This window comes from Pseudazoarcus sp. NS34, assembly GCF_059703725.1.
Map to the genome: position 1 here is coordinate 139,624 of NZ_BAAKIZ010000004.1, position 25,789 is coordinate 165,412.

General features: G+C 65.7%; 23 protein-coding genes. 16 read left to right on the plus strand and 7 right to left on the minus strand.

The window, feature by feature from the left end; all coding sequences use genetic code 11:
• Positions 1-5 precede the first annotated feature (5 nt).
• Both AC6H0N_RS14035 and AC6H0N_RS14040 read right to left on the minus strand, forming a co-directional pair.
• On the minus strand, positions 6-620 hold the full coding sequence (locus AC6H0N_RS14035) for a Z-ring associated ZapG family protein (protein ID WP_497574747.1): 615 nt from the start codon (positions 618-620) through the stop codon (positions 6-8).
• Between the two features lie 44 nt (positions 621-664).
• Entirely contained in the window at positions 665-1,180 is a 516-nt protein-coding gene (locus AC6H0N_RS14040; protein ID WP_497574748.1) for a DsrE family protein, read from the minus strand.
• A 154-nt stretch (positions 1,181-1,334) separates the two neighbouring features.
• Between AC6H0N_RS14040 and AC6H0N_RS14045 the strand changes: the two genes are divergently transcribed.
• The 5 genes from AC6H0N_RS14045 to mgtE all read left to right on the plus strand — a co-directional run bounded on the left by AC6H0N_RS14045 (position 1,335) and on the right by mgtE (position 7,748).
• Complete coding sequence (locus AC6H0N_RS14045; RefSeq protein ID WP_497574749.1) at positions 1,335-3,248, plus strand: ribonuclease catalytic domain-containing protein; 1,914 nt, start codon at positions 1,335-1,337, stop codon at positions 3,246-3,248.
• Between the two features lie 501 nt (positions 3,249-3,749).
• Positions 3,750-4,667: an energy transducer TonB gene (locus AC6H0N_RS14050; RefSeq protein ID WP_497575029.1), complete on the plus strand. Its 918-nt coding sequence runs from the start codon at positions 3,750-3,752 to the stop codon at positions 4,665-4,667.
• Between the two features lie 2 nt (positions 4,668-4,669).
• A complete protein-coding gene (gene aroE, locus AC6H0N_RS14055; protein WP_497574750.1) occupies positions 4,670-5,503 on the plus strand; it encodes a shikimate dehydrogenase in 834 nt (277 codons plus the stop codon).
• Positions 5,500-6,195 (plus strand): monofunctional biosynthetic peptidoglycan transglycosylase, encoded by a 696-nt coding sequence (mtgA, locus tag AC6H0N_RS14060; RefSeq protein ID WP_497574751.1) that lies wholly within the window; start codon positions 5,500-5,502, stop codon positions 6,193-6,195. The genes aroE and mtgA overlap by 4 nt, the downstream gene beginning before the upstream one ends.
• A gap of 107 nt (positions 6,196-6,302) precedes the next feature.
• Positions 6,303-7,748: a magnesium transporter gene (mgtE, locus tag AC6H0N_RS14065; protein WP_497574752.1), complete on the plus strand. Its 1,446-nt coding sequence runs from the start codon at positions 6,303-6,305 to the stop codon at positions 7,746-7,748.
• An 18-nt stretch (positions 7,749-7,766) separates the two neighbouring features.
• Here the strand turns inward: mgtE and hemL are convergent, their stop codons facing one another.
• Positions 7,767-9,053: a glutamate-1-semialdehyde 2,1-aminomutase gene (gene hemL, locus AC6H0N_RS14070; RefSeq protein WP_497574753.1), complete on the minus strand. Its 1,287-nt coding sequence runs from the start codon at positions 9,051-9,053 to the stop codon at positions 7,767-7,769.
• A gap of 10 nt (positions 9,054-9,063) precedes the next feature.
• Positions 9,064-9,687 (minus strand): thiamine phosphate synthase, encoded by a 624-nt coding sequence (gene thiE / locus AC6H0N_RS14075; RefSeq protein WP_497574754.1) that lies wholly within the window; start codon positions 9,685-9,687, stop codon positions 9,064-9,066.
• Between the two features lie 153 nt (positions 9,688-9,840).
• Here thiE and AC6H0N_RS14080 point away from each other — a divergent pair, with 153 nt between their 5' ends.
• From AC6H0N_RS14080 to AC6H0N_RS14105, 6 genes are all read left to right on the plus strand, one after another.
• On the plus strand, positions 9,841-9,993 hold the full coding sequence (locus tag AC6H0N_RS14080) for a rubredoxin (RefSeq protein WP_497575030.1): 153 nt from the start codon (positions 9,841-9,843) through the stop codon (positions 9,991-9,993).
• Between the two features lie 151 nt (positions 9,994-10,144).
• A complete protein-coding gene (locus tag AC6H0N_RS14085) occupies positions 10,145-10,534 on the plus strand; it encodes a response regulator (RefSeq protein ID WP_497574755.1) in 390 nt (129 codons plus the stop codon).
• Between the two features lie 23 nt (positions 10,535-10,557).
• Complete coding sequence (locus AC6H0N_RS14090; RefSeq protein WP_497574756.1) at positions 10,558-10,923, plus strand: response regulator; 366 nt, start codon at positions 10,558-10,560, stop codon at positions 10,921-10,923.
• Positions 10,924-10,927: 4 nt separating this feature from the next.
• Complete coding sequence (locus AC6H0N_RS14095; protein WP_497574757.1) at positions 10,928-11,443, plus strand: chemotaxis protein CheW; 516 nt, start codon at positions 10,928-10,930, stop codon at positions 11,441-11,443.
• A gap of 45 nt (positions 11,444-11,488) precedes the next feature.
• Positions 11,489-13,621, plus strand: a complete 2,133-nt coding sequence (locus AC6H0N_RS14100) for a methyl-accepting chemotaxis protein (RefSeq protein WP_497574758.1) — start codon at positions 11,489-11,491, stop codon at positions 13,619-13,621.
• A gap of 13 nt (positions 13,622-13,634) precedes the next feature.
• Positions 13,635-19,067, plus strand: a complete 5,433-nt coding sequence (locus AC6H0N_RS14105) for a hybrid sensor histidine kinase/response regulator (RefSeq protein ID WP_497574759.1) — start codon at positions 13,635-13,637, stop codon at positions 19,065-19,067.
• 3 nt (positions 19,068-19,070) lie between these two features.
• On the opposite strand, the gene AC6H0N_RS14110 is transcribed toward AC6H0N_RS14105, so the two are convergent.
• Positions 19,071-20,528, minus strand: a complete 1,458-nt coding sequence (locus AC6H0N_RS14110) for a cryptochrome/photolyase family protein (protein ID WP_497574760.1) — start codon at positions 20,526-20,528, stop codon at positions 19,071-19,073.
• Positions 20,529-20,621: 93 nt separating this feature from the next.
• Here AC6H0N_RS14110 and AC6H0N_RS14115 point away from each other — a divergent pair, with 93 nt between their 5' ends.
• The 5 genes from AC6H0N_RS14115 to AC6H0N_RS14135 are packed head-to-tail and all read left to right on the plus strand — an operon-like array spanning position 20,622 to position 24,384.
• Complete coding sequence (locus tag AC6H0N_RS14115) at positions 20,622-21,188, plus strand: YqgE/AlgH family protein (RefSeq protein ID WP_497574761.1); 567 nt, start codon at positions 20,622-20,624, stop codon at positions 21,186-21,188.
• Positions 21,181-21,648 carry a Holliday junction resolvase RuvX gene (gene ruvX / locus AC6H0N_RS14120; protein WP_497574762.1) on the plus strand — a complete coding sequence of 156 codons (468 nt, stop codon included), beginning with the start codon at positions 21,181-21,183 and terminating at the stop codon, positions 21,646-21,648. Before AC6H0N_RS14115 ends, ruvX begins: the two co-directional genes overlap by 8 nt.
• Positions 21,635-22,135, plus strand: coding sequence for a bifunctional pyr operon transcriptional regulator/uracil phosphoribosyltransferase PyrR (pyrR, locus tag AC6H0N_RS14125; RefSeq protein WP_497574763.1), 501 nt, complete (start codon positions 21,635-21,637; stop codon positions 22,133-22,135). Before ruvX ends, pyrR begins: the two co-directional genes overlap by 14 nt.
• Entirely contained in the window at positions 22,128-23,084 is a 957-nt protein-coding gene (locus tag AC6H0N_RS14130) for an aspartate carbamoyltransferase catalytic subunit (RefSeq protein ID WP_497574764.1), read from the plus strand. The genes pyrR and AC6H0N_RS14130 overlap by 8 nt, the downstream gene beginning before the upstream one ends.
• A gap of 22 nt (positions 23,085-23,106) precedes the next feature.
• Positions 23,107-24,384, plus strand: a complete 1,278-nt coding sequence (locus AC6H0N_RS14135) for a dihydroorotase (protein WP_497574765.1) — start codon at positions 23,107-23,109, stop codon at positions 24,382-24,384.
• A 6-nt stretch (positions 24,385-24,390) separates the two neighbouring features.
• Here the strand turns inward: AC6H0N_RS14135 and AC6H0N_RS14140 are convergent, their stop codons facing one another.
• Together AC6H0N_RS14140 and proC are read right to left on the minus strand one after the other, a co-directional pair.
• Positions 24,391-24,972, minus strand: coding sequence for a YggT family protein (locus tag AC6H0N_RS14140; protein ID WP_497574766.1), 582 nt, complete (start codon positions 24,970-24,972; stop codon positions 24,391-24,393).
• Position 24,973: 1 nt separating this feature from the next.
• Positions 24,974-25,783 carry a pyrroline-5-carboxylate reductase gene (gene proC, locus AC6H0N_RS14145; RefSeq protein WP_497574767.1) on the minus strand — a complete coding sequence of 270 codons (810 nt, stop codon included), beginning with the start codon at positions 25,781-25,783 and terminating at the stop codon, positions 24,974-24,976.
• Between the last annotated feature and the right edge of the window lie 6 nt (positions 25,784-25,789).

The window sequence follows — 25,789 nt, forward strand, 5'->3', positions numbered from 1 at the left end:
CGCGCTCAGTCGCGGCGGGCCGTCTGCGCTTCGGCGGGCGCAAGCTCTGACGGCACTTCGATCGGCTCACGGCGCTCCTCGCCCATGGCCTGAGCGGCCTCGGCGTCGGCCTGCACCGGGTCGACGCGCTGCGCTTCGCGCTCCTCTGCTTCAGCCATTTCGGCCGGCGAGGGCGCCTCGGGATGCACGCCGTTGAGCAGTTCTTCAGCCTCGTCCGAACGCGCGTCCGGTGTCGACAAAGCCTCTTCGGTGGCCACGCTCTCAGCCGGCGTCACTTCAGTCTGCTGCTGCGGAGCGTCAATCAGCAGCGTTGCGACGTGCTCCCGGAACAGGTCGCGACCGGAGCCGTCGGACAGCTTCTCGTAGCCACTCGAAAGGTGCTCGAACAGCGCCTTGTAGGACCCGGCCATGGACACGAACAGCGTCGCGCTCTTGTCGAAATGGGCATCGACTTCGCGGCGATAGGCGGCCAGTTCGGAATCCTTGCGACCAACGGCTTCCTCAGCCTCCCGCACACGCTCCTTCATGCCGCTGTTGCTGACGCGGCCGAAGAAGAACCCCAGCCCCGCTGCGGCCAGCACCAGAACGATCACAAAGGCCCACAAGGCTTGTCCAGACATGCTTCTACCTCACTGATTTGGAAAAAATTGTGCTGCGCGACGCCTTACTCGATCTTGATGTAGGCGAAGCCTTCGCTCTGCTGCAGCTCGGCAATCCGCACCACGCCCGACTTCACCATCGTGACGCCGTCATACAGCTTGTCTTCGGCCAGTCCGATCTGCGAGCGCGTGATATCGCACAATTCGAGCTTCACACCCTGCACTTCGTTCAGCGCGCGCAGCCGGCTGGCGTTGTTCTCGCGCCGCTCGGCCATCTCGGCGTCTTCCTCGAAGGGCGTGCCGGTGAGCTTGTCATCGGTAACGAAACGGATGCCGTGGGCCACGAAGACGATGCGCACGTCGTAGTCGATGAGCTCATTCTGGTAGTGCGTGACCATGTTGTTGATGCTGGTCAGCATGGCGCTGAAGCGGCGCGGATCGGAGAAGTCCGCGTGATACACCACCTTGGGTTCATCCTCGGCCCGCACCGGGGTCGCCACGAAGGCCAGCGCGAACAGCAGCGCAGCAAGCACAAAGGCAACGGGACGCCCGGCGAACGGAGCGAAGCGGCTGGCGATCATGGAGTTCTCCTGAGGAAATCGGCGGTGTTTCCGGACCGGGCTTCGCGCCATGGCCGAAAGCTGAAGTATACGTCCCGAGACCTGCGCTGCCGCGCCCGGCGGACGGCGACGACCCTGCTAAACTAGCACGCTCATTTCCTCACGGCGACCCCGGATGTTTGTTCTCTTCGAAGACAGTGGCGCGTTCAAGGCAGGCACGATCCTGACCGACAACGACGCCACCCTGCAGATCGAAACCACCCACGGCAAGCGGCTCAAGCTCAAGTCCTCGCACGTGCTGATGCGTTTCCGCGAACCGGCGCCGGCCGAGCTGCTGGAGCGCGCCGAGCGCGAGGCCGAGGCGCTGGACACCGATTTCCTGTGGGAGGTCTGCGGCGACGAAGAGTTCGCCTTCGAGGAGTTCGCTGCCGAATACCAGGGCCACACCCCGAGCGCGCTCGAATCTGCCGCCGTGCTGCTGCGCCTGCACTCTGCCCCGATCCACTTCCACCGCAAGGGCCGCGGGCGTTTCCGCAAGGCGCCGCCGGAGATCCTGCAGGCGGCGCTGGCCGGGCTGGAGAAAAAACGTCTGCAGACCGAGGCCATCGAGCGCATGCGCGCCGAGCTGGTCGACGGCCACCTGCCGGCCGAACTCAACGGCATGATCGAACAGGTGCTGTACCGCCCCGACCGCAACCGCCCCGAGGTCAAGGCGCTGGAGGCGGCCTGCGTCGACGCCGGGCTGTCGGCCCCGCGTCTGCTGCTCAAGTGCGGCGCGCTGCGTTCGAGCTACGACTTCCACTACAACCGCTTCCTGTTCGAGCAGTTCCCGGATGGCGCAGCCTTTCCGGCCTTCGAACTGCCGGATGCGGACTTTGCCGAACTGCCGCTGGCGCAGGTCGCCGCCTTCTCGATCGACGACGCCACCACCACCGAGATTGACGATGCCTTCTCGGTCACGCCGCGCGACGGCGGCGGCTGGCGTATCGGCATCCACATTGCCGCGCCGGGGCTGGGATTCGCGCGCGGCTCTTCGCTCGATGCCATCGCACGACGCCGGCTGTCGACGGTGTACATGCCGGGCAACAAGATCACCATGCTGCCGGACGAAGTGGTCGAGCGCTTCACGCTTGCCGCAGGGCGCGAATGCCCGGCCGTTTCGCTGTATCTGGACGTCAGCCCGGCGCTGGCGATCAGCGGTTTCGAGAGCAAGGTCGAACGCATCCCGGTGGCCGCCAACCTGCGCCACCACGACATCGAACCCTTCTTCAACGAGACCACGCTGAGCCAGGAGAACGTGCCCGACTTTCCGTGGAAGCGCGAACTCGTGCTGCTGTGGGAACTCGCCACCGTGCTCGAAGCGGGGCGCGGCAAGCCCAGCGCCAACTCGGATCAGGTCGACTACAGCTTCTTCGTAGACTGGACCATCGATACTTCCGACGGCCCCGGCCAGGTCACCATCAGCGACCGCAAGCGCGGCTCGCCGATGGACAAGCTCGTGGCCGAGCTGATGATTCACGCCAACGCCACCTGGGGCAAGATGCTCGACCAGGCCGGCGTGCCCGGCCTGTACCGCGTGCAGAACGGCGGCAAGGTGCGCATGAGCACCCACGCCGAGCCGCACGACGCGCTCGGCGTCGATTGCTACGCCTGGTCGAGCTCGCCGCTGCGCCGCTATGTCGACCTCGTCAACCAGTGGCAGATCGTGGCCGTCGTGCGCGGCGAGACACCGGCTTTCGCGCCGCGCTCGACCGAGCTGATGGCCGCCATGCGTGACTTCGAACTGACCTACTCGGCCTATGCCGAATTCCAGCGCATGATGGAGCGCTACTGGTGCCTGCGCTGGTTGCGCCAGCGCGGTGAGCCGGAGATCACTGCCCGCGTGCTGCGCGACAACGTGGTGCGTATCGACCGCACGCCGATGGTCGTCAAAGTCCCGTCCATGCCGCTGCAACTGCCCGGCGCGCAAGTGCGTCTGGCCCTGGAAGGCACCGACCTCGTCGATCTCGACCTGAGCGCGCGCCACCTTGCAACCCTGTCCGAGCCCGACCCCGAGGAAACCGGTGAGGCGCTCTTCGAAGGCAGCTGAGCCCACGCGATGACGCTCCCGGCACGCGCCCCGTTGCTCTCGCGCGCTCGCGACGGCGCCCGCTCACACGCAACGAGCCTGCCGCTGCCGTTTGCGGTCGTCGCATCGTTGGTGCTGCACGCCGTGGTGCTGGCCATCACCTTTTCGCAGGCGCCTCCGCCAGCACGTCAGCAGGTTCATCAACTCGACGTGGTGATGGTTAACGCCAAGCGTGAGCGCGCGCCCGACAAGCCCGATGTATTGGCCCAGGCCAACCTCGACGGAGGCGGCACGACCGAGCGCGAGGACGCACGCCCCAGCACTCCGACCCCGCCGCGCCAGCAAGACATCCGTGGCGATGCCTTGGCTGACGCGCGACGCGCAACGCCGCCGCCAGCGCCTTCGCCCCCCCTGCCTGCTGCGGAGCCGCCCGCCCCGCAACCCACACCTGCGCCCACACCTGCTCCTGCGCCCGAGCCCAAACCAGAACCGACACCCGCGCCGACGCCGACGCCACCAGTCATCACCACGCCCGAGCCCCTTCCGGCTCCGGCTCCGGCTCCGGCTCCGGCTCCGGCTCCGGCTCCGGCTCCGGCCCCGGCGCCCACCCCAGCCCCTGCCAAGGAGCCGGTCCGTCAGCAGTTCAGCTTCGATACGCCCGAACCGGCGCGTGCCGAAGCACCCCCGCCACCGCCCCCGCCGGTCCTGACAGCCATCGAAACGCCGGTCATCACCGCGCCACCGCCGCGTCCGCAACTCCCGCCGACTCGCAACGATGCGGCGCCAGTCGCCAGCGCACCGCCGGTCACCGAACCTGCGCCGGCAAAGTCGCCGGCCCCTGCTGCGCCCGCCCCCCCGGCGCCCAAGCCCGAACCGGCTCCCGAACCCGCGCCTGCGCCTGCGCCTGCGCCGCAGCCCGCACCAGAACCGCCGGCACCGGCGCCAAAGCCAGCCCCCGAGCCGCCCCCTCCCCCTGCCGCCCCGGCGCGTCCGGCGTTGTCGGGCCTGGACCTGATGGATTCGGTTGCGGCCATTGCACGCCTGGAGGCCCAGATCGACCGGCGCCTGGACGAATTCTCCAAACGGCCGCGCAAGGTCCAGATCGGCACCCGCGCACGCGAACACCGCTTCGCCCAGTACGCCGAGGACTGGCGCCAGAAGGTTGAGCGCATCGGCACGCTGAACTACCCCGAGGCGGCGCGCGGCAAGGTCTACGGCAATCTGGTGCTGACGGTATCGATCCGCGCCGACGGCACGGTCGAGCGCATCGACGTCGACCGCTCATCCGGCCACGACGTGCTCGACAAGGCCGCCATCGAGATCGTGCGGATGGCCGCACCCTATGCCCCGTTCCCGCCGGATATCCGCGCAGACACCGACCTCATCGAGATCACCCGCACGTGGTCGTTCACCAACTCCGACCAGTTGAGAACCCGCTGAACATGGATCAGTACGCCGTCATCGGAAACCCGATTGCCCACAGCAAGTCGCCGCAGATCCACGCTGCCTTCGCCGCCCAGGCCGGCCAGCCGATAACGTACGGCGCACTGCTCGCGCCACTCGACGGTTTTCGCGACGCAGTTGCGCGCTTTCGCCGCGACGGCGGGCGCGGTCTCAACGTCACCGTGCCGTTCAAGCTCGAGGCGCACGCGCTGGCCGACACATTGTCTGCGCGCGCCGAGGCTGCCGGCGCGGTCAACACCCTGCGTTTCGACGCCGCTGGAATTTTTGGCGACAACACTGACGGCGCCGGACTGGTGCGCGACCTGGTGCACAACCTCGGCCAGCCGGTGGACGGCGCCCGCGTGCTGCTGCTTGGCGCGGGCGGCGCGGCGCGCGGCGCCATCCTGCCGCTGCTCGAAGAACGGCCGGCCGGCCTGACGATTGCCAACCGCACGGTGGCGCGCGCCGAAGAACTGGTCGCGCGCTTCGCGCCGGGCGCGGTCGGGACGCAAGTGGCCGCTTGCGGCTTTGACGCACTCGCCGGACACAGCTTCGATCTCGTCATCAACGCCACCGCCGCCAGCCTGTCCGACGAGGTACCACCGCTTCCGGCAGGCCTTTACGCAGCGCAGTCGTTGGCCTACGACATGATGTACGGACGCGGCGACACGCCCTTTCTTGCCGCCGCGCGCACGGATGGCGCAGCGCGACTGGCCGACGGGCTGGGCATGCTCGTCGAGCAGGCCGCCGAGAGCTTTCTGCTGTGGCGCGGCGTGCGCCCCGCAACCGCGCCCGTGCTGAATGCCTTGCGCGCGCAGATCGCCCCCGCATGAAACGCACGATGCGCCGCGTGGCACTCGCCCTGGGCGCCGTCTTGCTGGCCTTTGCGCTGGTGCAAGGCTGGTTTCTGGCGCACGTGCTGTGGTGGCGCAGTCACGATCCAGCCATGACCAGCTTCATGCAGATCCGGCTGAGTGAGCTGCGCGAGAGCGACCCGCAAGCCAAGCTCATGCATCGCTGGGTGCCGTACCAAAGCATCTCTACGCACCTCAAACGCGCCGTGGTGGCCGCCGAGGACGACGCCTTCATGGACCACTATGGCTTCGACTGGACCGGCATCCAGCGCGCCATCGAGCGCAACCGCACGCGCGGCGAGCGCGCCTCGGGCGGCTCGACCATCACCCAGCAGCTCGCCAAGAACCTGTTCCTGTCGCCCAGCCGCAGTTATGTGCGCAAGGCGCAGGAGGCCGTCATCGCGGTGATGATCGAGACCACCTGGAGCAAGCGCCGCATCCTCGAGGTGTATCTGAACGTCGTGGAATGGGGCGACGGTGTGTTCGGTGCAGAAGCCGCAGCACGCCACCATTACGGCATTGCAGCAAGCCGGCTGGGGCCGGTGGAAGCGACCCAGATGGCGGTCATGCTGCCCAACCCGCGGCACTACGGAGAAGTCTTCGGTCCGCGCCTGTCGGCCATTGCCGAGAGCGTGCGCGCGCGCATGCGGTACACCCGCATCCCCGACTGAAGCAAGGTCGGGCGCGCGCAAACTGCGGTCGCGTCGCAGCGCACAAGCCCGTAAAATCTGCGCGCAAGCACCTTCCTCGCACATCCAGCCCCGCGCCGAGATAGCCCATGTCCGCTGAAGAGCAGCAGCACCCGCCTGACGACGTCCAGCAGCACCTGCGCGCAGTGCAGGAACTGCTCGCGCGCCATCGGCTGGTCGAGGGGCTAGTGCATCGGCAGGACATGGCCCGTCAGGACATCGTCGAGGGGCTGATCCATCGCCAGCATCTGGGCGAGCTGCAGGACCTGCTCGAAGGCATGCACCCGGCCGACATCGCCTTCGTGCTCGAAGCGGTGCCGCTCGAAGACCGCCTGTTCGTCTGGAACCTGGTCAAGGCCGAGCGCGACGGCGAAATCCTGCTCGAAGTCTCCGACGCGGTGCGCGAGTCCCTGATCGAAACCATGGACTCGGAGGAGCTCAAGGCTGCCGCCGAGAGCCTCGACGCCGACGAATTGGCCGACCTTGCGCCCGACCTGCCGCCCGAGATCATCCAGGACGTCTACCAGTCGCTCGACACCGAGGGGCGCGAACAGCTGCGCGCGGCCATGTCCTACCCCGAAGACACCGTCGGCGCGCTGATGGACTTCGACATGGTGACGGTGCGCGAAGATGTCTCGCTCGAAGTCGTGCTGCGCTACCTGCGCCGCTTCGAGGAACTGCCGGACCACACCGACAAGCTTCTGGTGGTCGACCGCGACGACCACCTGCGCGGCATCCTGACGTTAGAGAACCTGCTCATCCACGACCCGGAGATGGAAGTATCCGAGGTCATGGGCACCGAGCCGGTGATCAGTTTCATGCCCGAAGACGACGCCAGCGACGCGGCCCAGGCCTTCGAGCGCTACGACCTCGTCTCGGCACCGGTCGTCGACTCCGAGCGGCGCGTCATCGGCCGGCTCACGGTGGCCGACGTGGTGGACTACATCCGCGAAGAATCCGAGCAGGAAATCCTCAGCAACGCCGGTCTGCGCGAAGAGGAAGACATCTTCGCCTCGGTGTGGGATTCCGTGAAAAACCGCTGGGCCTGGCTGGCCATCAACATGGCCACGGCCATCCTCGCCTCGCGCGTGATCGGCCTGTTCGAGGGCTCGATCGAAAAACTCGTGGCGCTGGCGGCGCTGATGCCGATCATTGCCGGCATCGGCGGCAACTCGGGCAACCAGACCATCACCATGATCGTGCGCGCCATCGCCATGGGTCAGGTCGAACAGAGCGCCATGCGCCGACTGCTGCGCAAGGAGGTCGGCGTGGCGCTGTTCAATGGCGTGGTGTGGGGCGGTCTGCTCGGCGTGATGGCGTGGTGGCTCTACGGCAGCTGGCAACTCGGCGCCGTGATGACCAGCGCCATGATGCTCAACCTGCTGCTCGCCGCCGGCGCCGGCGTGGTGATCCCGATGTTGCGCATGCGCATGGGCAAGGACCCGGCGCTGGGTGGCTCGGTGATGATCACCGGCCTGACCGACTCGGGCGGCTTCTTCATCTTCCTCGGGCTGGCGACGATCTTCCTGCTGTGACCGTCGCCGGCCGGGTGTTCAGCCGGCCATGTCGGCAAACACCTTCGCGGCCTGCGCCACCGTTGCGTCGATATCCGCATCGCTGTGGGCGATCGACACGAAGCCGGCCTCGAAGGCCGACGGCGCGAAGTAGTGGCCGGCGTCGAGCATGGCGTGGAAGAAGCGGTTGAAGGCCTCCTTGTCGCAGCTCATGACCTCGGCAAACGAAGCCGGCACTGCATCGGCGAAATACAGGCCGAACATGCCGCCCACCGAATCAGCCTTGAAGCGCACGCCCGCCGCGTCTGCCGCCGCCTGGAGGCCAGCCGCGAGACGCTGCGTACCGACCTGAAGCCGCTCGTAGAAGCCCGGCTCGCCGAGAATCTTCAGCGAAGCCAACCCCGCCGCCACCGCCACCGGGCTGCCCGACAGCGTACCGGCCTGATACACACTGCCGAGCGGCGCGATGCACTGCATGATGTCGCGTCGCCCGCCGAAGGCGCCGACCGGCATGCCGCCGCCGATCACCTTGCCCAGCGTGGTCAGATCCGGCGTGACGCCAGCGAGGCCTTGCACGCCCTGCGGGCCGACACGGAAACCGGTCATGACCTCGTCAAAGATCAGCACAGCGCCGTGCTTGGTGCACAGCTCGCGCAGGCCTTCGAGGAAACCGGCGCGCGGCTTGATCAGGTTCATGTTGCCGGCCACCGGCTCGACAATGATCGCTGCGATCTCGTCACCACGCGCCTTGAACACCTCGGCGACCTGATCGAGATCGTTGAAGTCCAGCACGACGGTGTGCTTTGCAAAATCGGCCGGCACACCGCCGGAAGACGGGTTGCCGAAGGTCAGCAGGCCGGAGCCCGCCTTCACCAGCAGGCTGTCGGCGTGACCGTGGTAGCAACCTTCAAACTTGATGATGGCATCGCGCCCGGTGAAGCCGCGCGCCAGGCGGATGGCGCTCATCGTGGCCTCGGTGCCCGAACTGACCAGACGCACCATCTCCACTGACGGCAGGCGCGCGCAGATGGCTTCAGCCATCTCGATCTCGCCCTCGGTCGGCGCTCCGAAAGACAGACCGCGCAACGCAGCCTCACGCACCGCCTCGACGATCGCCGGATGGGCGTGCCCTGCAATCGCCGGCCCCCAGGAACCGACATAGTCGAGATATTCCTTGCCGTCGGCATCCCACACCCGCGCGCCCTGCGCCCGTTCGATGAAGCGCGGTGTACCGCCGACCGAACGGAAGGCTCGCACGGGCGAATTCACGCCGCCGGGAATGGTGCGCTGGGCGCGCTCGAACAGGGATTCGTTGTGATGGCTCATAAGTCTCGCTTCAGTCGTAAAGGGCCTGGAAGGCAGCCGCGCGGGCAGCCGGATCGGTCGCCTTGAAGACGTCGGAAATCACGGCCAGCATGTCGGCACCCGCCTCGACCAGCAATGGCGCGTTGTCGAGCGTGATGCCACCGATGCAGCACACCGGCACCGCAAGCTCAGCCTTGGCGCGGCGCACCAGCTCAAGCGGCGCCTGCACCGCCTCGGGCTTGACCGACGACGCAAACATCGCACCGAATGCGACGTAGTCCGCCCCGTCCGCCACCGCCTGCCCGGCGCGCGCCCACTCGTCGTAACACGACACGCCCAGGATGCGCCCGGGACCAATGGCAGCGCGCACCGCAGCAATGTCGCCATCTTCGCGGCCGATGTGCACCCCGTCGGCTCCGACATCCAGGGCCAGCTCGACGTTGTCATTGACGATGAACAGGGCTCCGGCTGCGTGCGCAAGCGCCGCGGCCGCAGCAGCCTGCTCGCGCCGCGCGTCATCAGTGGCCAGTTTGTTGCGGTACTGGACGATGGCAGGGTGTCCGCCCAGGGCATCGTGCAGGCAGGCCAGCAGTTCGCCCGTGTCACGGCAGTCAGGGGTCACGAGATAGAGACCCCGGGAAAGCTTTTCGGTCATAAGGAAACTCCACTAACCCCGCGAAAAATGGCGCATTTCCGGGAAAGCGGGCTCGCGGGTGAGGGCAGGAAAATACGGTAAGATGGCCCGGATTCTACCGTCAAACCATACGGAGCACTTCGACTGATGAGCAACCCCGAGTACAAGAAATACATGTGCCTGATCTGTGGCTTCATCTACGACGAAGCCGCCGGAATCCCCGACGAAGGGATCGCGCCTGGTACGCGCTGGGAGGACGTCCCCCCCAACTGGACCTGTCCGGAATGTCAGGCGCGCAAGGAAGACTTCGAGATGGTCGAGATCTGAACGCAACGTGAAGCAATACGCGTTGCGAATAAGCCGCAGCGCCTGAAGGGGCATTGCGGCTGAGGCATTTCTGCAGCATAGTCGCGACAAACTCCCGCACGCGCAGGCCGATCTGGCCCGCCAGCGGGCCATCAGCAACGAGGAACTGTTCATGGATTTGACCGGCTTGCGGGTGATGGTCATTGATGACAGCAACACCATCCGCCGCAGCGCGGAGATCTTTCTTGGGCAGGCCGGCTGCGAGGTAGTGCTGGCAGAAGACGGCTTCGACGCGCTGGCCAAGATCGCCGACCACCACCCGGACGTCATTTTCATGGACATCATGATGCCCCGCCTCGACGGGTATCAGACCTGCGCCCTGATCAAACGCAACAGCCGCTTCGCCTCGACGCCCGTGATCATGCTTTCGTCGAAAGACGGTCTGTTTGACCGCGCCCGTGGTCGCATGGCCGGCTCCGACGAATACCTCACCAAACCCTTTACGAAGGACAGCCTGCTGAAGACCGTCGCTCAGCACGCCGGCCAGAAACAAACCGATTGAACGCCAGCAGTGGGACCCAGATAATGCCGATCAAGAAAATCCTCGTCGTCGACGACTCCCCGACCGAACGCTTCGCGCTGAATGAAGTGCTCACCGCCAACGGCTATCAAGTAGTCATCGCCGAGAATGGCGAAGAAGCCATTGTGAAAAGCAAGGCAGAAATGCCTGACCTGATCCTGATGGACGTGGTCATGCCCGGCATGAACGGCTATCAGGCCACTCGCACCATCTCGCGCGACGAAGCCACACGCGCCATTCCCATCATCATCTGCACCACCAAGGGCCAGGAAACCGACCGGATCTGGGGCATGCGTCAGGGCGCTCACGACTATCTCGTGAAGCCGCTCGACCACGCTGAGCTCCTTGCCCGCATCAAGGGATTGGGCTGATCGCATGGCACGTCGCGTCAGCCTGCGCGAGTTCCAGGAGAGCCTCGCCCGGCGCCTAGCGGAATCCCGCGAAGGCGAGCACCGTACGCTGCTCGGCCTGCAGACCCCGACCGAGAACTGGCTGGTCGATCTTGCCGACACCGGCGAGGTCCTGCCCGTCCCGCCGCTGGCCGATGTGCCGATGACCCAACTCTGGTACCGCGGCCTAATCAATGTGCGCGGCAGCCTGTGCGGCGTCGTCGACTTCTCGCTGTTCCATTCGGGTGAAGCCATCCCGATCGGCGGAAGCGCGCGCGTCCTGCTTATTGGCGCACGGCACGGCAGCGGCACGGCGCTGCTTTTTTCGCGCACCACCGGGCTGCGCAGCCCGGAAGAATTCACCCCTGAGGACGCCTCGGATCCCAGACCGTGGGTTGGATCAATTCTCAGCGACGTCCAGGGCCATCGCTGGCTGAAACTGGACATCGCCGCCCTTGTACGCACCCCGGCCTTCCTTGAGGCCGGCGTCATTGAAGTCTGAGGAAACCGGCACCACCGGTTAACTTTCTCGCTGCGGAGCATAAAAATGGGATTCAATCTTTCGGCACTCTCCTTGGGCGGCGCGAAGAAAGGCAAGGACGCCGATTCGTCTGACGAGACCATTCTCGATACCGGCGCTGAAACCGGAGTCAAGCCCGGCGCTGCCGGCGCGCAAGACGAGCGCCCGGTATCGGAACGGATGAAGAAACACTTCATCCTCTTCGGCGCGCTGGTCATCGCTGCCGCGGTGCTGCTCACCCTGCAGAACCGCCAATCCACGTTTGCCACGCTCTACGTGGCGGCATCCGGTGAATTGCAGATGCTCTCGCAGCAGATCGCCAAGGCCGCTCAGCGCGGCATTCAGGGCGATCGTGAAGCCTTCACCGAACTGCGCACGGCCAGCCAGCGCTTCACCACCGTACTCCAGACGCTCAAATCCGGTGGTCAGCTGCAGGACCGTACGGTTCCGCCCAGCCCGCAATCGGTTCAGCCAGCGCTCGCCGAGCTGACCGAACGCTGGGTTCCGATCGAGCAGGACGTGCAATGGCTGCTTGAGGGCGAAAACAGTATCGCCACGCTCGATCGCTCGGTGGCCATGATCAACGCCTTCAACCCGCTGCTGTTCGACCTCACGCAAGCCATCGCCCGCCTGAAGACCGAGGGTGACTCGTCGATCCGCGAGATTGCCCTGTCGAACAATGCCGTGCTGATCACGCAGCGCATCGCCAAGAACGCCAACGCCCTGCTCGCCGGCGAGACAATTGATCCGGAAGCTGCGTTCCAGATGAGCCAGGACCCGGAGAACTTCAACACGACGCTGGCCGAGCTGATGCGCCTGTCCGCCAACGAACCGGCTTCCCAGCAACGGCTGGTCGACATCGAGTGGTACGCCGAAGAAACCCTCGCGGCGGTGGGGCGCATCAACGACAACATCCAGAACCTTGCGCAGTCCAAACAGACCGGCGTGCGGATGTTCCGCGCCTCGCCCGGCCTGCTTGAAGGCACGCGCAACGTCTCGGGCGCGTTCGACAGCCACTACCGCGGGTTTGACCCGCTGATCGCCGGCATCATCGCCGCCAGCCTTGCCGCCCTCGCGGTGATCGCACTCATCGTCAAGGCCTACAACGCCGACCTTATGCGTCGCCGCGCGGAAGCCGAACATCAGCGCCAGGAAGCCCAGGACGAACGTAACCTGGCTCAGCAGGCCATTCTTCGCCTGATGAACGAGATGGGCGACTTGGCCGACGGTGACCTCACGATTCGCGCCACGGTGTCGGAAGACATCACAGGCGCCATTGCCGACTCGGTGAACTACACCATTGAAGAACTCTCGGTTCTGGTACGCCGGATCAACGACGCGGCCACGCGCGTGACCGCCGCAACGGAGTCCGCCCAGAAGATTTCGGGCGAACTGCTCGACGCGACCGAGCGCCAGTCGCAGGAGATCGAAGAGGTCGGCTCGACCGTCGAACGCATGGCCGCATCGATGACCGACTCTTCCGAGCGCGCCCTGCAGTCAGCCCAGGTTGCGCGCCAGTCCCGCGACGCCGCCCAGAAGGGCACGACCGCGGTGGAAGACACGATTCGCGGCATGAACGACATCCGCGAGCAGATTCAGGAAACCTCCAAGCGGATCAAGCGCCTGGGTGAGTCCTCGCAGGAGATCGGCGAGATCGTGGAACTGATCTCGGACATTACCGAACAGACCAACGTGCTCGCGCTCAACGCCGCCATTCAGGCCGCTTCGGCCGGCGAAGCAGGCCGCGGCTTCACCGTGGTTGCGGAAGAGGTGCAGCGCCTGGCGGAGCGTTCCGCCGAGGCAACGAAGCAGATCGCGTCGATCGTGAAGTCGATTCAGACCGACACCAAGGACGCCGTGGCGGCAATGGAAACCGCCACTCGCGACGTGGTCGAGGGTGCCCAGCTGTCAGACGCCGCAGGTCAGGTGCTGTCGGAGATCGAACGTGTTTCGACCGAAACGGCCGAGCTGATCGAACAGATCTCGGGCGACATCCAGGAACAGGCGGCCACCGCCGGCCGTGTTGCCGGCACCATGAAGGACATTCTCGCGATTACCGACCAGACCACGCGCGGCACGCAGCAGACCGCCGTGTCGGTTGGCGAACTGGCCGACCTCGCTGTCGAACTGAAGGGTTCCGTGTCCGGCTTCAAGGTCTGAACGAGGCAAGCTCATGACGCAATCGCAGGAACTGGACATCGGCCCGCTGAGTTGGGTTCGTGGTGAGATCGATCAAGCACTCACACTCGCTGCCGAGGCCGTCGGCCAGATCGGCGACTCCGACCCGGCTGACCAGATCCAGTTTGCCCGGAACCATCTACATCAGGCCCGCGGCGCGCTGTCTGTTGTAGGCCTCGACGGCCTGTGTCATTTCGCTGACACGCTGGATAAGCTGCTTGCCGGCATGGCAGACGGCAGCATTCCGCCCGACGACGCCCATACCGGGCTCGCCCGCCGCGGCTGCTCCGCCGTCGCCAATTACCTCGGTGATCTGGTCAATGGCTCCGGCGATCAGCCTCTGCGCTTGTTTGCGCTGTATCGGGAAATCGCCACGTCCACCGGCCGCGACGAAGTCAGCCCGGCCGAACTGTTCTACCCCGACCTGAGCCGCCGCCTGCCGCGGCGCAAGCTGCGAAACGCGCCCCGCCCCGGCACACCGGGCGGCGATGAACGCATGCGCGGCGCCCGCGCCGCGCTCGAACGTGGCCTGCTGCAATGGCTCAAAGCCCCCGCTGATCCAGCCGGCCCCAACGGCATGCGCGACGCAGCCATTGCTCTCGAGGCACTGCAGTCGAGCCCGGCCTTCTACACATTGTGGCGTGTCGCCCAGGCTTTCTTTGACGCCCTGTCGCACCAGGACTTGCCTGCCTCCGAGATGCGCATCAAGCAGCTGTGCACCGGCATGGTCAAGGAAGTACGTCATCAGGCCAGCACCTCGCACCGCATTCCCGAACGTCTGTTGCGCGACATCCTCTTCGAAATCGGGCAGGCCCCGGTTCGCACCCCGGCGCAGCGTCAGGTGCGTCAGGCATGGAACCTCGACGCATGGTGGGCCGATCCGGGCGAAGTCGTCACCGAGGTCCCGCTGGGGCCTCTGCTGCGCAAGCTGCGCGGCGAGCTTTCCGCCGCCAAGAACGATTGGGATCTTTTCGGCAGCGGCCAGGCGTCGGCCCTGCAGGATTTCGACACCCGCATTCAGGCCATCACCGCCGAAGCCGCCCGCCTCGGGCGACCCGCGCTGCTAGAACTGCTGTCCGGCACGGCCAGGGTTTCGCAATGGTTGCGTTCCGATCCGGCGATGAACGGGGACGAAACGCTGGCGGTCGAGGTTGCCACGGCGCTGCTGCTGGCCGAACTCAGCATTGAAGGTGGCATCGCCGACAACGAACTGGCCACCCAGGGCAGATCCTGCCTGGCCCGCCTGGACGCAATCATGGCCGGCGAAGAACCGCCGGCGAGTACAGACAAGTCGCTTGATGGCACCCGCAGCACCCACGAGTGGGACGCGCGACAACAGGTTGCCCGGGAGATCGCATCCAACCTGGGACACATCGAACAAACGCTCGACGACTTCTTCCGCAATCACGCCAAGCGCGGCCCACTGGCGCAGTTGGCGGCGCCGATGCGCCAGATTGAAGGGGCACTGGCCGTCATCGAAGGCGAGCAGGCCATTCCGCTGGTGCGCGAAGCCATCAAGCGCATCAACGATCTTGCCAACAGCGAACTCGAGCCCGACGACGAGCAGCTCAACCGCCTCGCCGACCAACTGTCGACCCTCGGATTTTTTGTCAGCGCCCTGCAGCACGGGCAGGCCGATCTCAACGACTTCCTGCCGCCGGACCAGCGCAAGCAAGCCGCCGAGTTCGACCCGGCGTTCGAGCTAGATTTCGACGAAACGGTAGAGGCCACCGACCTTGTGCCGGAAGAGGATGTTCCGGAGGCGCCGCAACGCGTAGCCGCCCCCGCCATGACTGCGCCCGCGCCAGAAACGGACGCCGATGTGGACGCCGAGTTGCTGGCGATCTTCATCGAAGAGGCGCATGACGTTTTGGGGAACATCAGCGACGGACTCAAGACCGTCATGCCACATGGCAATCAGGATGCACTGGTCGACATCCGGCGCGGCTTTCACACACTCAAGGGCAGCGGCCGCATGGTTGGCCTGGCCGACTTCGGCGAAGCCGCGTGGGCCATCGAAGAGACGCTCAACCGCTGGCTTCAACTCGAACTGCCAGTCACCGAAGAGCTGCACGCGCTGATCGGATCGGCGCATCAGACCTTCGATATCTGGGTAGAACAGATCGAAAGCGGTGGCAGCCACGCCTTTGATTTCAGCGCTCACGCCCAGGAGGCAGAGCGCCTGCGCTGTTCCGAACTGGCCGCCGGAAGCACGGACACAACGGCGACGACAAAGTCACCTGCGCCGCTGGTCCCGGCCGAAGAGAGCGAGGGCAAGGCCGAAGCCGACACCACCGAAGCTGCGCCGCAGCTCGACGAGGCGCAATTGGTTGAAGCCGCAGCCGATAGCTTCGAGGCACCGGAACTGCCGAACTTCGACTTCGGTGACCTACCTTCACTCGACTTCGATGAACCTCCTGCGGCAGCCGAAACGTCGGTTTCAGCCGGCGAGATCGCGCCGCCCGAGCTTGCAGATGATGCATTCGATAAGGTTATCGTCCAAGACATCGCCGAGGAACCCGAAGAATTCGTCGCCTTGGATCTCGATGCCCCGCAAGAGTCCGAAGCCGAAGCTGAGCCGGCCGACGCAGTAGGCGCCTCGGAATCGAGCAACAGTCCGACCATTAGCATCGGGGGCTACGAGCTTTCACGCCAGCTCTATGACCTCTATCTGAACGAGGCGCGTGAGCACCTCGATGTGCTCGGCAGCGAACTCAAGCCCTTGCGCCGCAATCCCGGAAAGCCGTCGGACAAGCTTCAGCGCACGGCGCACACGCTGTCCGGCATCTCCGGAACAGCTCACATCCCGGCGCTGCAGAACCTCGCTCGGGCCCTTGAGTTTTCATTCGACCGCTTGCGTCAGACCGAGCAGACTCCAACTGTCGAACAGATCGACCTGCTGGCCACGACTGTCGACACGCTGCAGGCCATGCTCGCTGAGGTCACCCGCGAACAACTGCCGCTCGAAGTCCCGGAACTCGAGCACCAGCTCGATGCCGTGGGTCGTCCGCCGGTCACCGGAGAGCCGGTCGCCGAAGCCGAAATCGACGCTCCGGACACCTCAGCCGACGCCGACGTCGCCACCGCTGCGCCAACCGAGACACGACGCCCCGCCGCACTCGCAGAGTCACCCGCGGACGATGACGCATCAGGCGTGACCGTCCACGATGACCTCGACGAGCAACTCCTGCCGATCTTCCTGGAAGAGGCAGAAGAACTCATGTCGGGACTCAGCGAGCGTCTGCGACTGTGGCAGGCCGACAATGCAAACCCCGAGCATGCCCGCCTCGCCGCGCGACAGCTGCACACCCTCAAGGGCAGCGCGCGGATGGCCGGCGCCATGCAACTGGGCGAGCACGTGCACCGCATCGAATCCCGTCTTGAAAGCGGTCTTGCGCGTCAGCACGACACCCCGCGGCTGATTGACGAACTGACCGGCGGCCTCGACCAGGCCGCGCAGCTGATTGCCGCTCTCAGCGGCGAAGCATCCGCTGAAGCCTCGTCGGCGGACACTGCCGCCGCGCAGACATCGGACTCGCTCACGGCCGCCATCGCGATCGATACCGGCGAAACCGCAGCCGACCCGGCGCACACCGGCGGCACCTTGCGCGTACGCGCCGAAACGCTCGGCGGCTTCATCAATACTGCTGGTGAGATCGGCATTGCGCGCACGCGCATCGAAGGCGAGTTGCGCGTGCTGCGCCGTTCGTTGCTGGACCTCACCGAAAACGTCATCCGCCTGCGCAACCAGCTGCGCGAAGTCGAACTGCAGGCCGAAACGCAGATGCAGTCGCGTATCGCCCAGGCCGATTCTGCGCACGGCGAGTTCGATCCGCTCGAGATGGACCGCTACACCCGTCTGCAGGAACTCACCCGCATGATGGCGGAGAGCGTCGGCGACGTGACCACGGTTCAGCAGCAGTTGCTGCGCAACCTCGACGGCGCCGAACTGGCGCTGCACAGCCAGGCGCGCTTCGCACGTGACCTGCAGCAAGCGCTGATGCAGGTGCGCATGGTGCCGTTCGACAGCCTCGCCGACCGTCTGCACCGCGTCGTGCGCCAAAGCGCGAAAGATCAGAGCAAGCGGGTCAACCTCGACATCCGTGGCGGCCGTATCGAGATCGATCGCAGCGTGCTCGAACGCATGACCATCGCGGTCGAACACATGCTCCGCAACGCGGTCGCCCACGGCATCGAATCGGTCGAGGAACGCCGCGCCACCGGCAAGGACGAAATCGGCCAGATCTCGCTGACGGTGCTGCAGATCGGTAACGAAATCGCGATCGACCTTTCCGACGACGGACGCGGCCTTGATTACGACGCCATCCGGACTCGTGGCATCGAGCGCGGCCTGCTCCAGCCCGACGAAGAAGCCGACGAGCGCAAGCTCACCAACCTGATCTTCACGTCCGGCTTCAGTACCGCCGAAGCCGTCTCGACCATCGCGGGCCGCGGTGTCGGCATGGACGTCGTGCGGGCCGAAGCCGCTGCGCTGGGCGGACGCATCGACGTCCACGCCAGCAAGGGTCAGGGCACGCGCTTCCGTATCTACCTGCCGCTGACGCTGGCCGTCACGCAAGCCCTGTTGGTGCGCGCCGGCACGGCAAGCTACGCCATTCCGTCGAGCATGATCGCGCAGGCCATGGAACTGCGCGCCGACGCCATCGAACGCGTACGCGCCGACGGCTTCGTGGAGTGGCAGGGCCAGCGCTACAACTACCGTTATCTTCCGGAGCTGCTGGGCGACCGTCGCACCCGCCCCGAGATTCATCGCTTCAACTGGGTGCTGCTGCTGCGTGCCGGCGGTGAAAGCCTCGCCGTTCACGTTGATTCGCTGCGCGGCAACCATGAAATCGTCGTGAAGTCGGCCGGGCCGCAGTTGCTGCGTATCGTCGGCGTATCGGGGGCAACGGTGCTCGGCGACGGCGAGATCATGCTGATTCTGAACCCCATCGCACTCGCCAGCCGCTTCGCCGCACCGGAGACGCTGACCGCACCGGCGTCAGCCGACGACGTAGCCGCAAGCGCGGCACTCGCGGACAGCGTCAAGCTGCCGACCGTCATGGTCGTTGACGACTCGCTGACCGTGCGCAAGATCACCGGCCGCCTGCTCGAGCGCGAAGGCTACCGCGTGATCACCGCCAAGGACGGCGCAGATGCGCTCGACCAGCTCGAAGAGTCGTTGCCCGACGTCATCCTGTCGGACATCGAAATGCCGCGCATGGACGGCTTCGAGTTCGTGCGCAACCTGCGTGCCGACGAGCGCCTGAAGGATGTGCCGGTAATCATGATCACCTCGCGCCTGGCCGACAAGCACCGCGAATATGCCCAGAAACTCGGCGCCAACGAGTACCTCGGCAAGCCCTACGACGAAGATGAGTTGCTGCGCCTGCTGCAGCAGTACATCCCGACCACGGCCACGCACTGAGCCTCAGCGCTCGGTGCGTGCGCTCTTCGTCACCTCGAAGCGCGCCAGCGTGCGCGCGCGAGCTGCTGCGTGGTCAACCACCGGGCCCGGATAATCCCGACCAATCGACACGCCGCACTGCTTCTGCAGTGAGGCGTCCATTTTCCACGGCGCATGAATGTAGCGATCCGGAACGCGTTCAAGTTCCGGCACATAGCGCCGGATGAAACTTCCCTGCGGATCGAATCGCTCTGATTGCGTCACGGGATTGAATATCCGGAACCACGGCTGGGCATCGCAACCGGTAGACGCAGCCCACTGCCAGCCGCCGTTGTTGGCGGCCAGATCGAAGTCATTGAGCAGTTCGGCAAAGTGCTGCTCACCCTCCCGCCAGTCGATACCCAGATCCTTGGTCAGAAAAGCGGCGGTGACCATGCGCAGGCGATTGTGCATGTAGCCGCTCTGCGCAAGCTGACGCATGCCGGCGTCCACCAGGGGATATCCGGTTCGTCCGTTTTTCCATGCAGCCAGCAAATCCGGCGCGTGATCCCAGCGCACGACATCGAATTCCGGCCTGAAGTTGTCGCGCACCACCCGCGGGTGGTGCCACAGAATCATGTGATAGAAATCCCGCCAGATCAGTTCGTTGAGCCAGGTGCGCGCCCCGTCGCCGACCTGGCTCCAGGCGAACCGTGCCAGTTCGCGGATCGACACCGTGCCGAAACGCAGATGCACCGAGAGATAGGAAACGCCCTTGCGCCCCGGATAGTCGCGAGCCTCGTGGTAGCCATTGATGCGGGCCGCGAAATCCTCGAACAGCGCATGTCCGCCACTCATGCCGACCGGCAGGCGCAGGCCTTCCAGCGTGCCGGCCTCGAAGCCGATGTCCGTCAGCGCCGGCACGCCACATTGCTCCGAGCGAGGCGCGAGATTCGCCGCATGCGACGCCGTTGACCAAGCGCTCAGATCGGCCGCTTCGAGGCGCCGCATCCATGCATTCCGATAGGGCGTGAACACGCTGAATGGCCGGCCATCCTGCGTCAGCACTTCGGACTGCTCGAATACCACCTGATCCTTGAAGTCCTCGAAATCGATACCGGCCTCGTCCAGTGCGTCGGCGACCTCGCGGTCCCGCTTGATCGCGGCCGGCTCATAGTCCCGGTTGGCAAAGACCGCCGCCACACCCAGTTCCGCCGCAAGACGTGGAATCTCCGTTGTCGCGGCGCCGTGGCACACGATCAGTCCCGCCCCCGAGCCGCCTGCTTCGCGCGACAGCTGATCCAGTCCGGCGTCGAGCTCGACCAGACTTTCGCGAATGAACTCCACCCTGCGATCCCGGCGCGACGGCAGCGCTTCGAGAATGTTGCAGTCAAACACGAAGACGCAGTACACCTGCCTGAAATCCCGCAGGGCGTGATGCAGCGCGGCATGATCGAAGCTGCGCAGATCGCGCCGAAACCACACTAGAGCAGAAGAAGTCATATCGGGGATCGCATCGGGACAGGCTGGATTGGAGGAGCACAGGTCGGGCAGGTTCCTGCAACGCTGACGCCGTGAAAGCGTAAAATGCCACGCATGAGCGCCATCATCGCAAACCTGACCAATCATTTCCTGATTGCCATGCCTGCCATGGCCGATCCCAACTTCTCGCGCACGCTTACCTACGTCGCTGAACACAACGAGCAGGGCGCGCTCGGCATCATCGTCAACCGTCCGCTCGACATGACGCTGGCCACCCTGTTCGAACGCATCGATCTGCCCCTGCACTCGGCCGAATTCGCCGGCCAACCGGTGTACTTCGGCGGCCCGGTGCAGACCGACCGTGGCTTCGTGCTGCACCGGCCCGTCGGCGAATGGCATTCGACCCTGTCGGTTAACGACGAGGTCGGGCTGACCAGTTCGCGCGACATCCTGCAATCACTTGGTGAGCGCAGCGAACCCGGCGAAGTGCTGGTTTCCCTGGGCTATGCAGGCTGGTCAGCCGGCCAGCTCGAACAGGAACTCGCCGATAACGCCTGGCTGACGGTTCAGGCCGAGTTGTCGATCATCTTCGACCTGCCCCCGGAAGAACGTTTTGCGGCGGCCCTGCAGCAACTGGGGGTGGATTTCGCCAACCTCAGCGAGGTCGCCGGACATGCCTGAGGCAGGCGCGGCCGCCCCGCCGCTGCCGGCCCGCGGGACTGTACTCGGCTTCGATTTCGGCCTGGCACGTATCGGCGTAGCAGTGGGCGAACTCGAAACCCGCCAGGCCAACGCGCTGACCACCATCGCTGAGGAATCCCGCGAGCGTCGCTTCGGCACCATCGGCGATCTGATCGCCGAATGGCGCCCGATCGCCATGGTGGTCGGCATCCCGCGTCACCTCGATGGGTCGGAGCACGACATGACCACGCGTTGCCGCCGCTTCGCCAACCAGTTGCACGGGCGCTTTGCGTTGCCGGTGCATCAGGTTGACGAGCGCCTCAGCTCGGCCGCCGCAGATGCGGCGCTCTTCGATGCCGGCACCACCCGCTGGCAGGCGCGCAAGCCGCAACTCGACGCCGTCGCCGCACAGATCATCCTGCAGGACTTCCTCAACGGACCCACCCATGCAACTTCCTGACGCAGAGACCCTGCTCGATGCGCTGATTGCGCAGATGCGCCCGCAGGTCACACCCGACACCGCGCTGGTCGGCATCCGCACCGGCGGTGTTTGGCTCGCCGAGCGCCTCCACGCTGCGCTTGGCCTGACCGGCCCCATCGGCTCGATTGATGTGTCTTTCTACCGTGACGATCTCGGCGCGCGCGGCCTGCCGCCGAATCCGCAACGCACCGACATTCCCTTTGAGGTTGAAGGCGCCCATATCGTCATCGTCGACGACGTGCTCTACACCGGCCGCACCGTTCGCGCCGCACTCAACGAGTTGTTCGACTACGGCCGCCCGGGCTGCGTCGAGCTGGCCGTGCTGGTCGACCGCGGCGAGCGCGAACTGCCCATCGCCGCGCGCTACTGCGCCCACACGCTGTTTGAACCCCTGCCGGCCTCGCGCACCCTGGAACTGAGCCGCGACGCCGCCAACATGCTCTCCCTGAGGCTGATCGATGCGTAATCCCCAGCTCGACCCCAACGGCGGCCTGCGTCACCTGCTCACGCTCGACGGCCTGCCGCGCGAGATACTTGGCGCCATCCTCGACACCGCAGCACCGCTCACCGAAGTAGCGGAGCGCGAGGTCAAGAAGCTGCCGGTGCTACGCGGCAAGAGCGTCTTCAACCTGTTCTTCGAGAACTCCACGCGCACCCGCACGACCTTCGAGATCGCCGCCAAGCGCCTGTCGGCCGACGTGGTGAACCTCAACGTATCGACCAGCTCGACCACCAAGGGCGAGAGCCTGCTCGACACCGTCGACAACCTGTGCGCCATGCAGGCCGACATGTTCGTCGTGCGTCACGCCGCCAGCGGCGCGCCCTTCCTGATCGCGCAACACCTCATCGCCCACGGTCGCAACGACATTCACGTCATCAACGCCGGCGACGGGCGTCACGCGCATCCGACGCAGGGCCTGCTCGACATGTACACCATCCGCCACTTCAAGGGCGACTTCACGCGCCTGGTGGTGGCTATCGTTGGCGACGTGCTGCACTCGCGCGTGGCGCGCTCGCAGATTGCCGCGTTGAAAACGCTGGGGGTGCCCGAAATCCGCGTCATCGGCCCGAAGACCCTGCTGCCGACCGGCATCGAAGCCTGGGGCGTGCGCGTCTTCCACGACATGAACGAAGGCCTCAAGGACGTCGACGTGGTGATGATGCTGCGACTGCAAAACGAGCGCATGAACGGCGCGCTGCTGCCAACGCCGCAGGAGTTCTACAAGGTGTGGGGACTGACTGCCGAGAAACTCGCGCGCGCGCGACCCGACGCCATCGTGATGCACCCTGGGCCGATGAACCGCGGCGTGGAGATTGACTCCGCCGTGGCCGACGGCGCCCAGGCCGTCATCCTCAACCAGGTCACCTTCGGCATTGCCGTGCGCATGGCTGTGATGAGCATGCTCGCCGCCTGACCGACCGGAGCCCACCTCAAACATGAAAATCAAGATCAGCAACGGCCGCGTCATCGACCCCGCCCACGGCATCGATGCGGTACAGGACCTCTACATCGCCGCCGGCCGCGTGGTCGCGCTGGGCGACGCGCCGGAAGGCTTCGAGCCGCAACGCGTCATCGATGCCAACGGGCTGGTGGTGTGCCCAGGCCTCATCGACGTAGCCGCGCGCCTGCGCGAGCCGGGCTATGAGTACCGCGCCACGCTCGAATCCGAGATGGACGCGGCCATGGCCGGCGGCGTTACCAGCCTCGCCATCCCACCCGACACCGACCCCGCGCTCGACGAGCCCGGTCTGGTCGAAATGCTGTGCTACCGCGCCAAGCAGCTGAACCGCGCCCATGTCTATCCGGTGGGCTCGCTGACCATCGGGCTGAAGGGTGAGCGCCTGTCCGAGATGGCACAACTGGTCGAAGCCGGCTGCTTTGCCTTCAGCCAGGCCAATGTGCCAATCGTCGACAACTCCGTGCTGATGCGCGCCATGCAGTACGCCGCGACCTTCGGCTTCCGGGTCTGGCTGCAGCCGCTCGCGCCTTTCCTGTCGCGCGGCGGCTATGCGCACGACGGTGAGTTTGCCGCGCGTCTGGGGCTGACCGGGATTCCTGTGGAGGCCGAAACCGTCGCGTTGTTCACGTATCTGCGGCTGGCCCGCGTCACCGGCGCACGACTGCACATCACACGCCTGTCGAGCGCCGAAGGGCTGGCACTGATCGAGCAAGCCCGCGCAGACGGCATGGACGTCACTTGCGACGTATCGATCAACCACCTGCACCTGTGCGATCAGGACATCGGCTATTTCGACGCCAACTGCCATCTCGTGCCGCCGCTGCGCGCCTCGGCAGACCGCGACGCACTGCGCGCCGGCCTCGCCGACGGTTGCATCAACGCATTGTGTTCGGACCACACACCGGTGGACGATGACGGCAAGCTCGCACCGTTCAGCGAGTCCGAAGCCGGCGCCACTGGCCTGGAACTGCTGCTGTCATTGACCTTGAAGTGGGGTGAGGACTGCGGCCTGAGCCTGCCAACCGCGCTCTCGCGCGTGACCTGCGATGCCGCACAGCTGATCGGCATCACCAAGGCCGGCCATCTGGCGCCGGGCACACGCGCCGACGTGTGCATCTTTGACCCCGTTGCACGTCACGTCGTCACTCGTGACCGTCTGCGCAGCCAAGGCAAGAACACGCCCTTCCTCGGCCATGAACTACCCGGAGCGGTGCGCTATACCCTGGTCGAGGGACAGGTGATGTTCGAGGGCTGAGCAGGCTCAAAGACCGCCAACGATCAGCGGCATGAAGGTGCCCCGCAGACCGGCCAGCACGACCAGCAAAATCTGCAGCAACAGCAGCAAGACCAGCGGCGACAGGTCGACTCCCGCAACCAACGGGATGAGGCGACGAAATGGCCGCAGGAATGGGTCGGAAAGGTGACGCACCACCGGAGCGGCCGGTGCGTGCGGCGCCACCCACGACAGTACGGCGGACACCAGCACCAGCGCAAACACCAGATAAACCGCCATCCGCGTGAGCTCGATCAGGCCCATGCCGGCCAGCCCCAGCGCAACGCCCCCGGCGCCGCCGAATGGAACGCCGCGTAGCGCCAGCTCGATCGCAACAAACGCGACCTGGGCCAACCAGGCTGGTAGCAGGCTGGCCATATCCAGCCCCCACAGCCCTGGCACCACACGCCGCAGCGGGCGCACGATCCAGTCGGTGGTTTTCAACACGAACTGACCTAACTGGTTGCGGAACGGCACGCGCTGCCACTGCATGAAGAAGCGTGCGAGCAGCAGCAGGGTGAACGCCCCGAACACGAAATTGATCAGCAAGAACACAATCTGCCCGAGCATCTCAGCGCCCTCCCAGTTCGTCGCCGAGTTGGCGACCGCGCGCCTCGGCTGCGGCGACCGCGCGACCGACCAGATCGACGAATCCACCGTCGCCCAATACGGCCAACGCGGCTGCAGTCGTACCCCCCTTGGACGTTACCTTTTCGCGCAGCACCGCCGGAGAATCTCCCGAGTCGGCAGCGAGCCTGGCCGCCCCCAACACCGTGTCGAGTGCCAGACGGCGCGCGGTGACACCGTCAAAGCCACGCGATACAGCAGCCGCTTCCAGTGCCTCGATGAAATGAAAGACGTAGGCCGGACCACTGCCCGACACTGCCGTCACGGCATCCATGCGTGCTTCGTCGTCGACCCACACCACACTGCCGACCGCCGACAGAATGCGCTCTGCAACTTCACGGCCGGCATCATCGACGGCCGCTGGCGCATACATGCCGGTAACCCCTGCCCCGATCAACGCCGGGGTATTGGGCATCGCACGCGCCACGCGCTCATGCCCACCCAGCCAGCGCGACAGATCCGCAATACGCAAACCGGCCGCGACACTGATCACGAGCGTCTTGCCGAGGTGCCCGGTGAGTGGCGTCAGGGCCTCGCGCATCTGTTGGGGCTTGACCGCCAGCACGAGCACGTCGGCCCCCGAGGCATCGCTGACATCGGCAGTCACACCGATACCGAAAGACTGCGCGAGCCAACGCTGTCGTTCCTCTGAAAGCTCGACAACCAGCACATCCTGCGCGTCAAAGCCGCGCTCCAGCATGCCGCCGATGAGCGCGGTCGCCATGTTGCCACCGCCTAGAAATACGATTTTCATACTGCC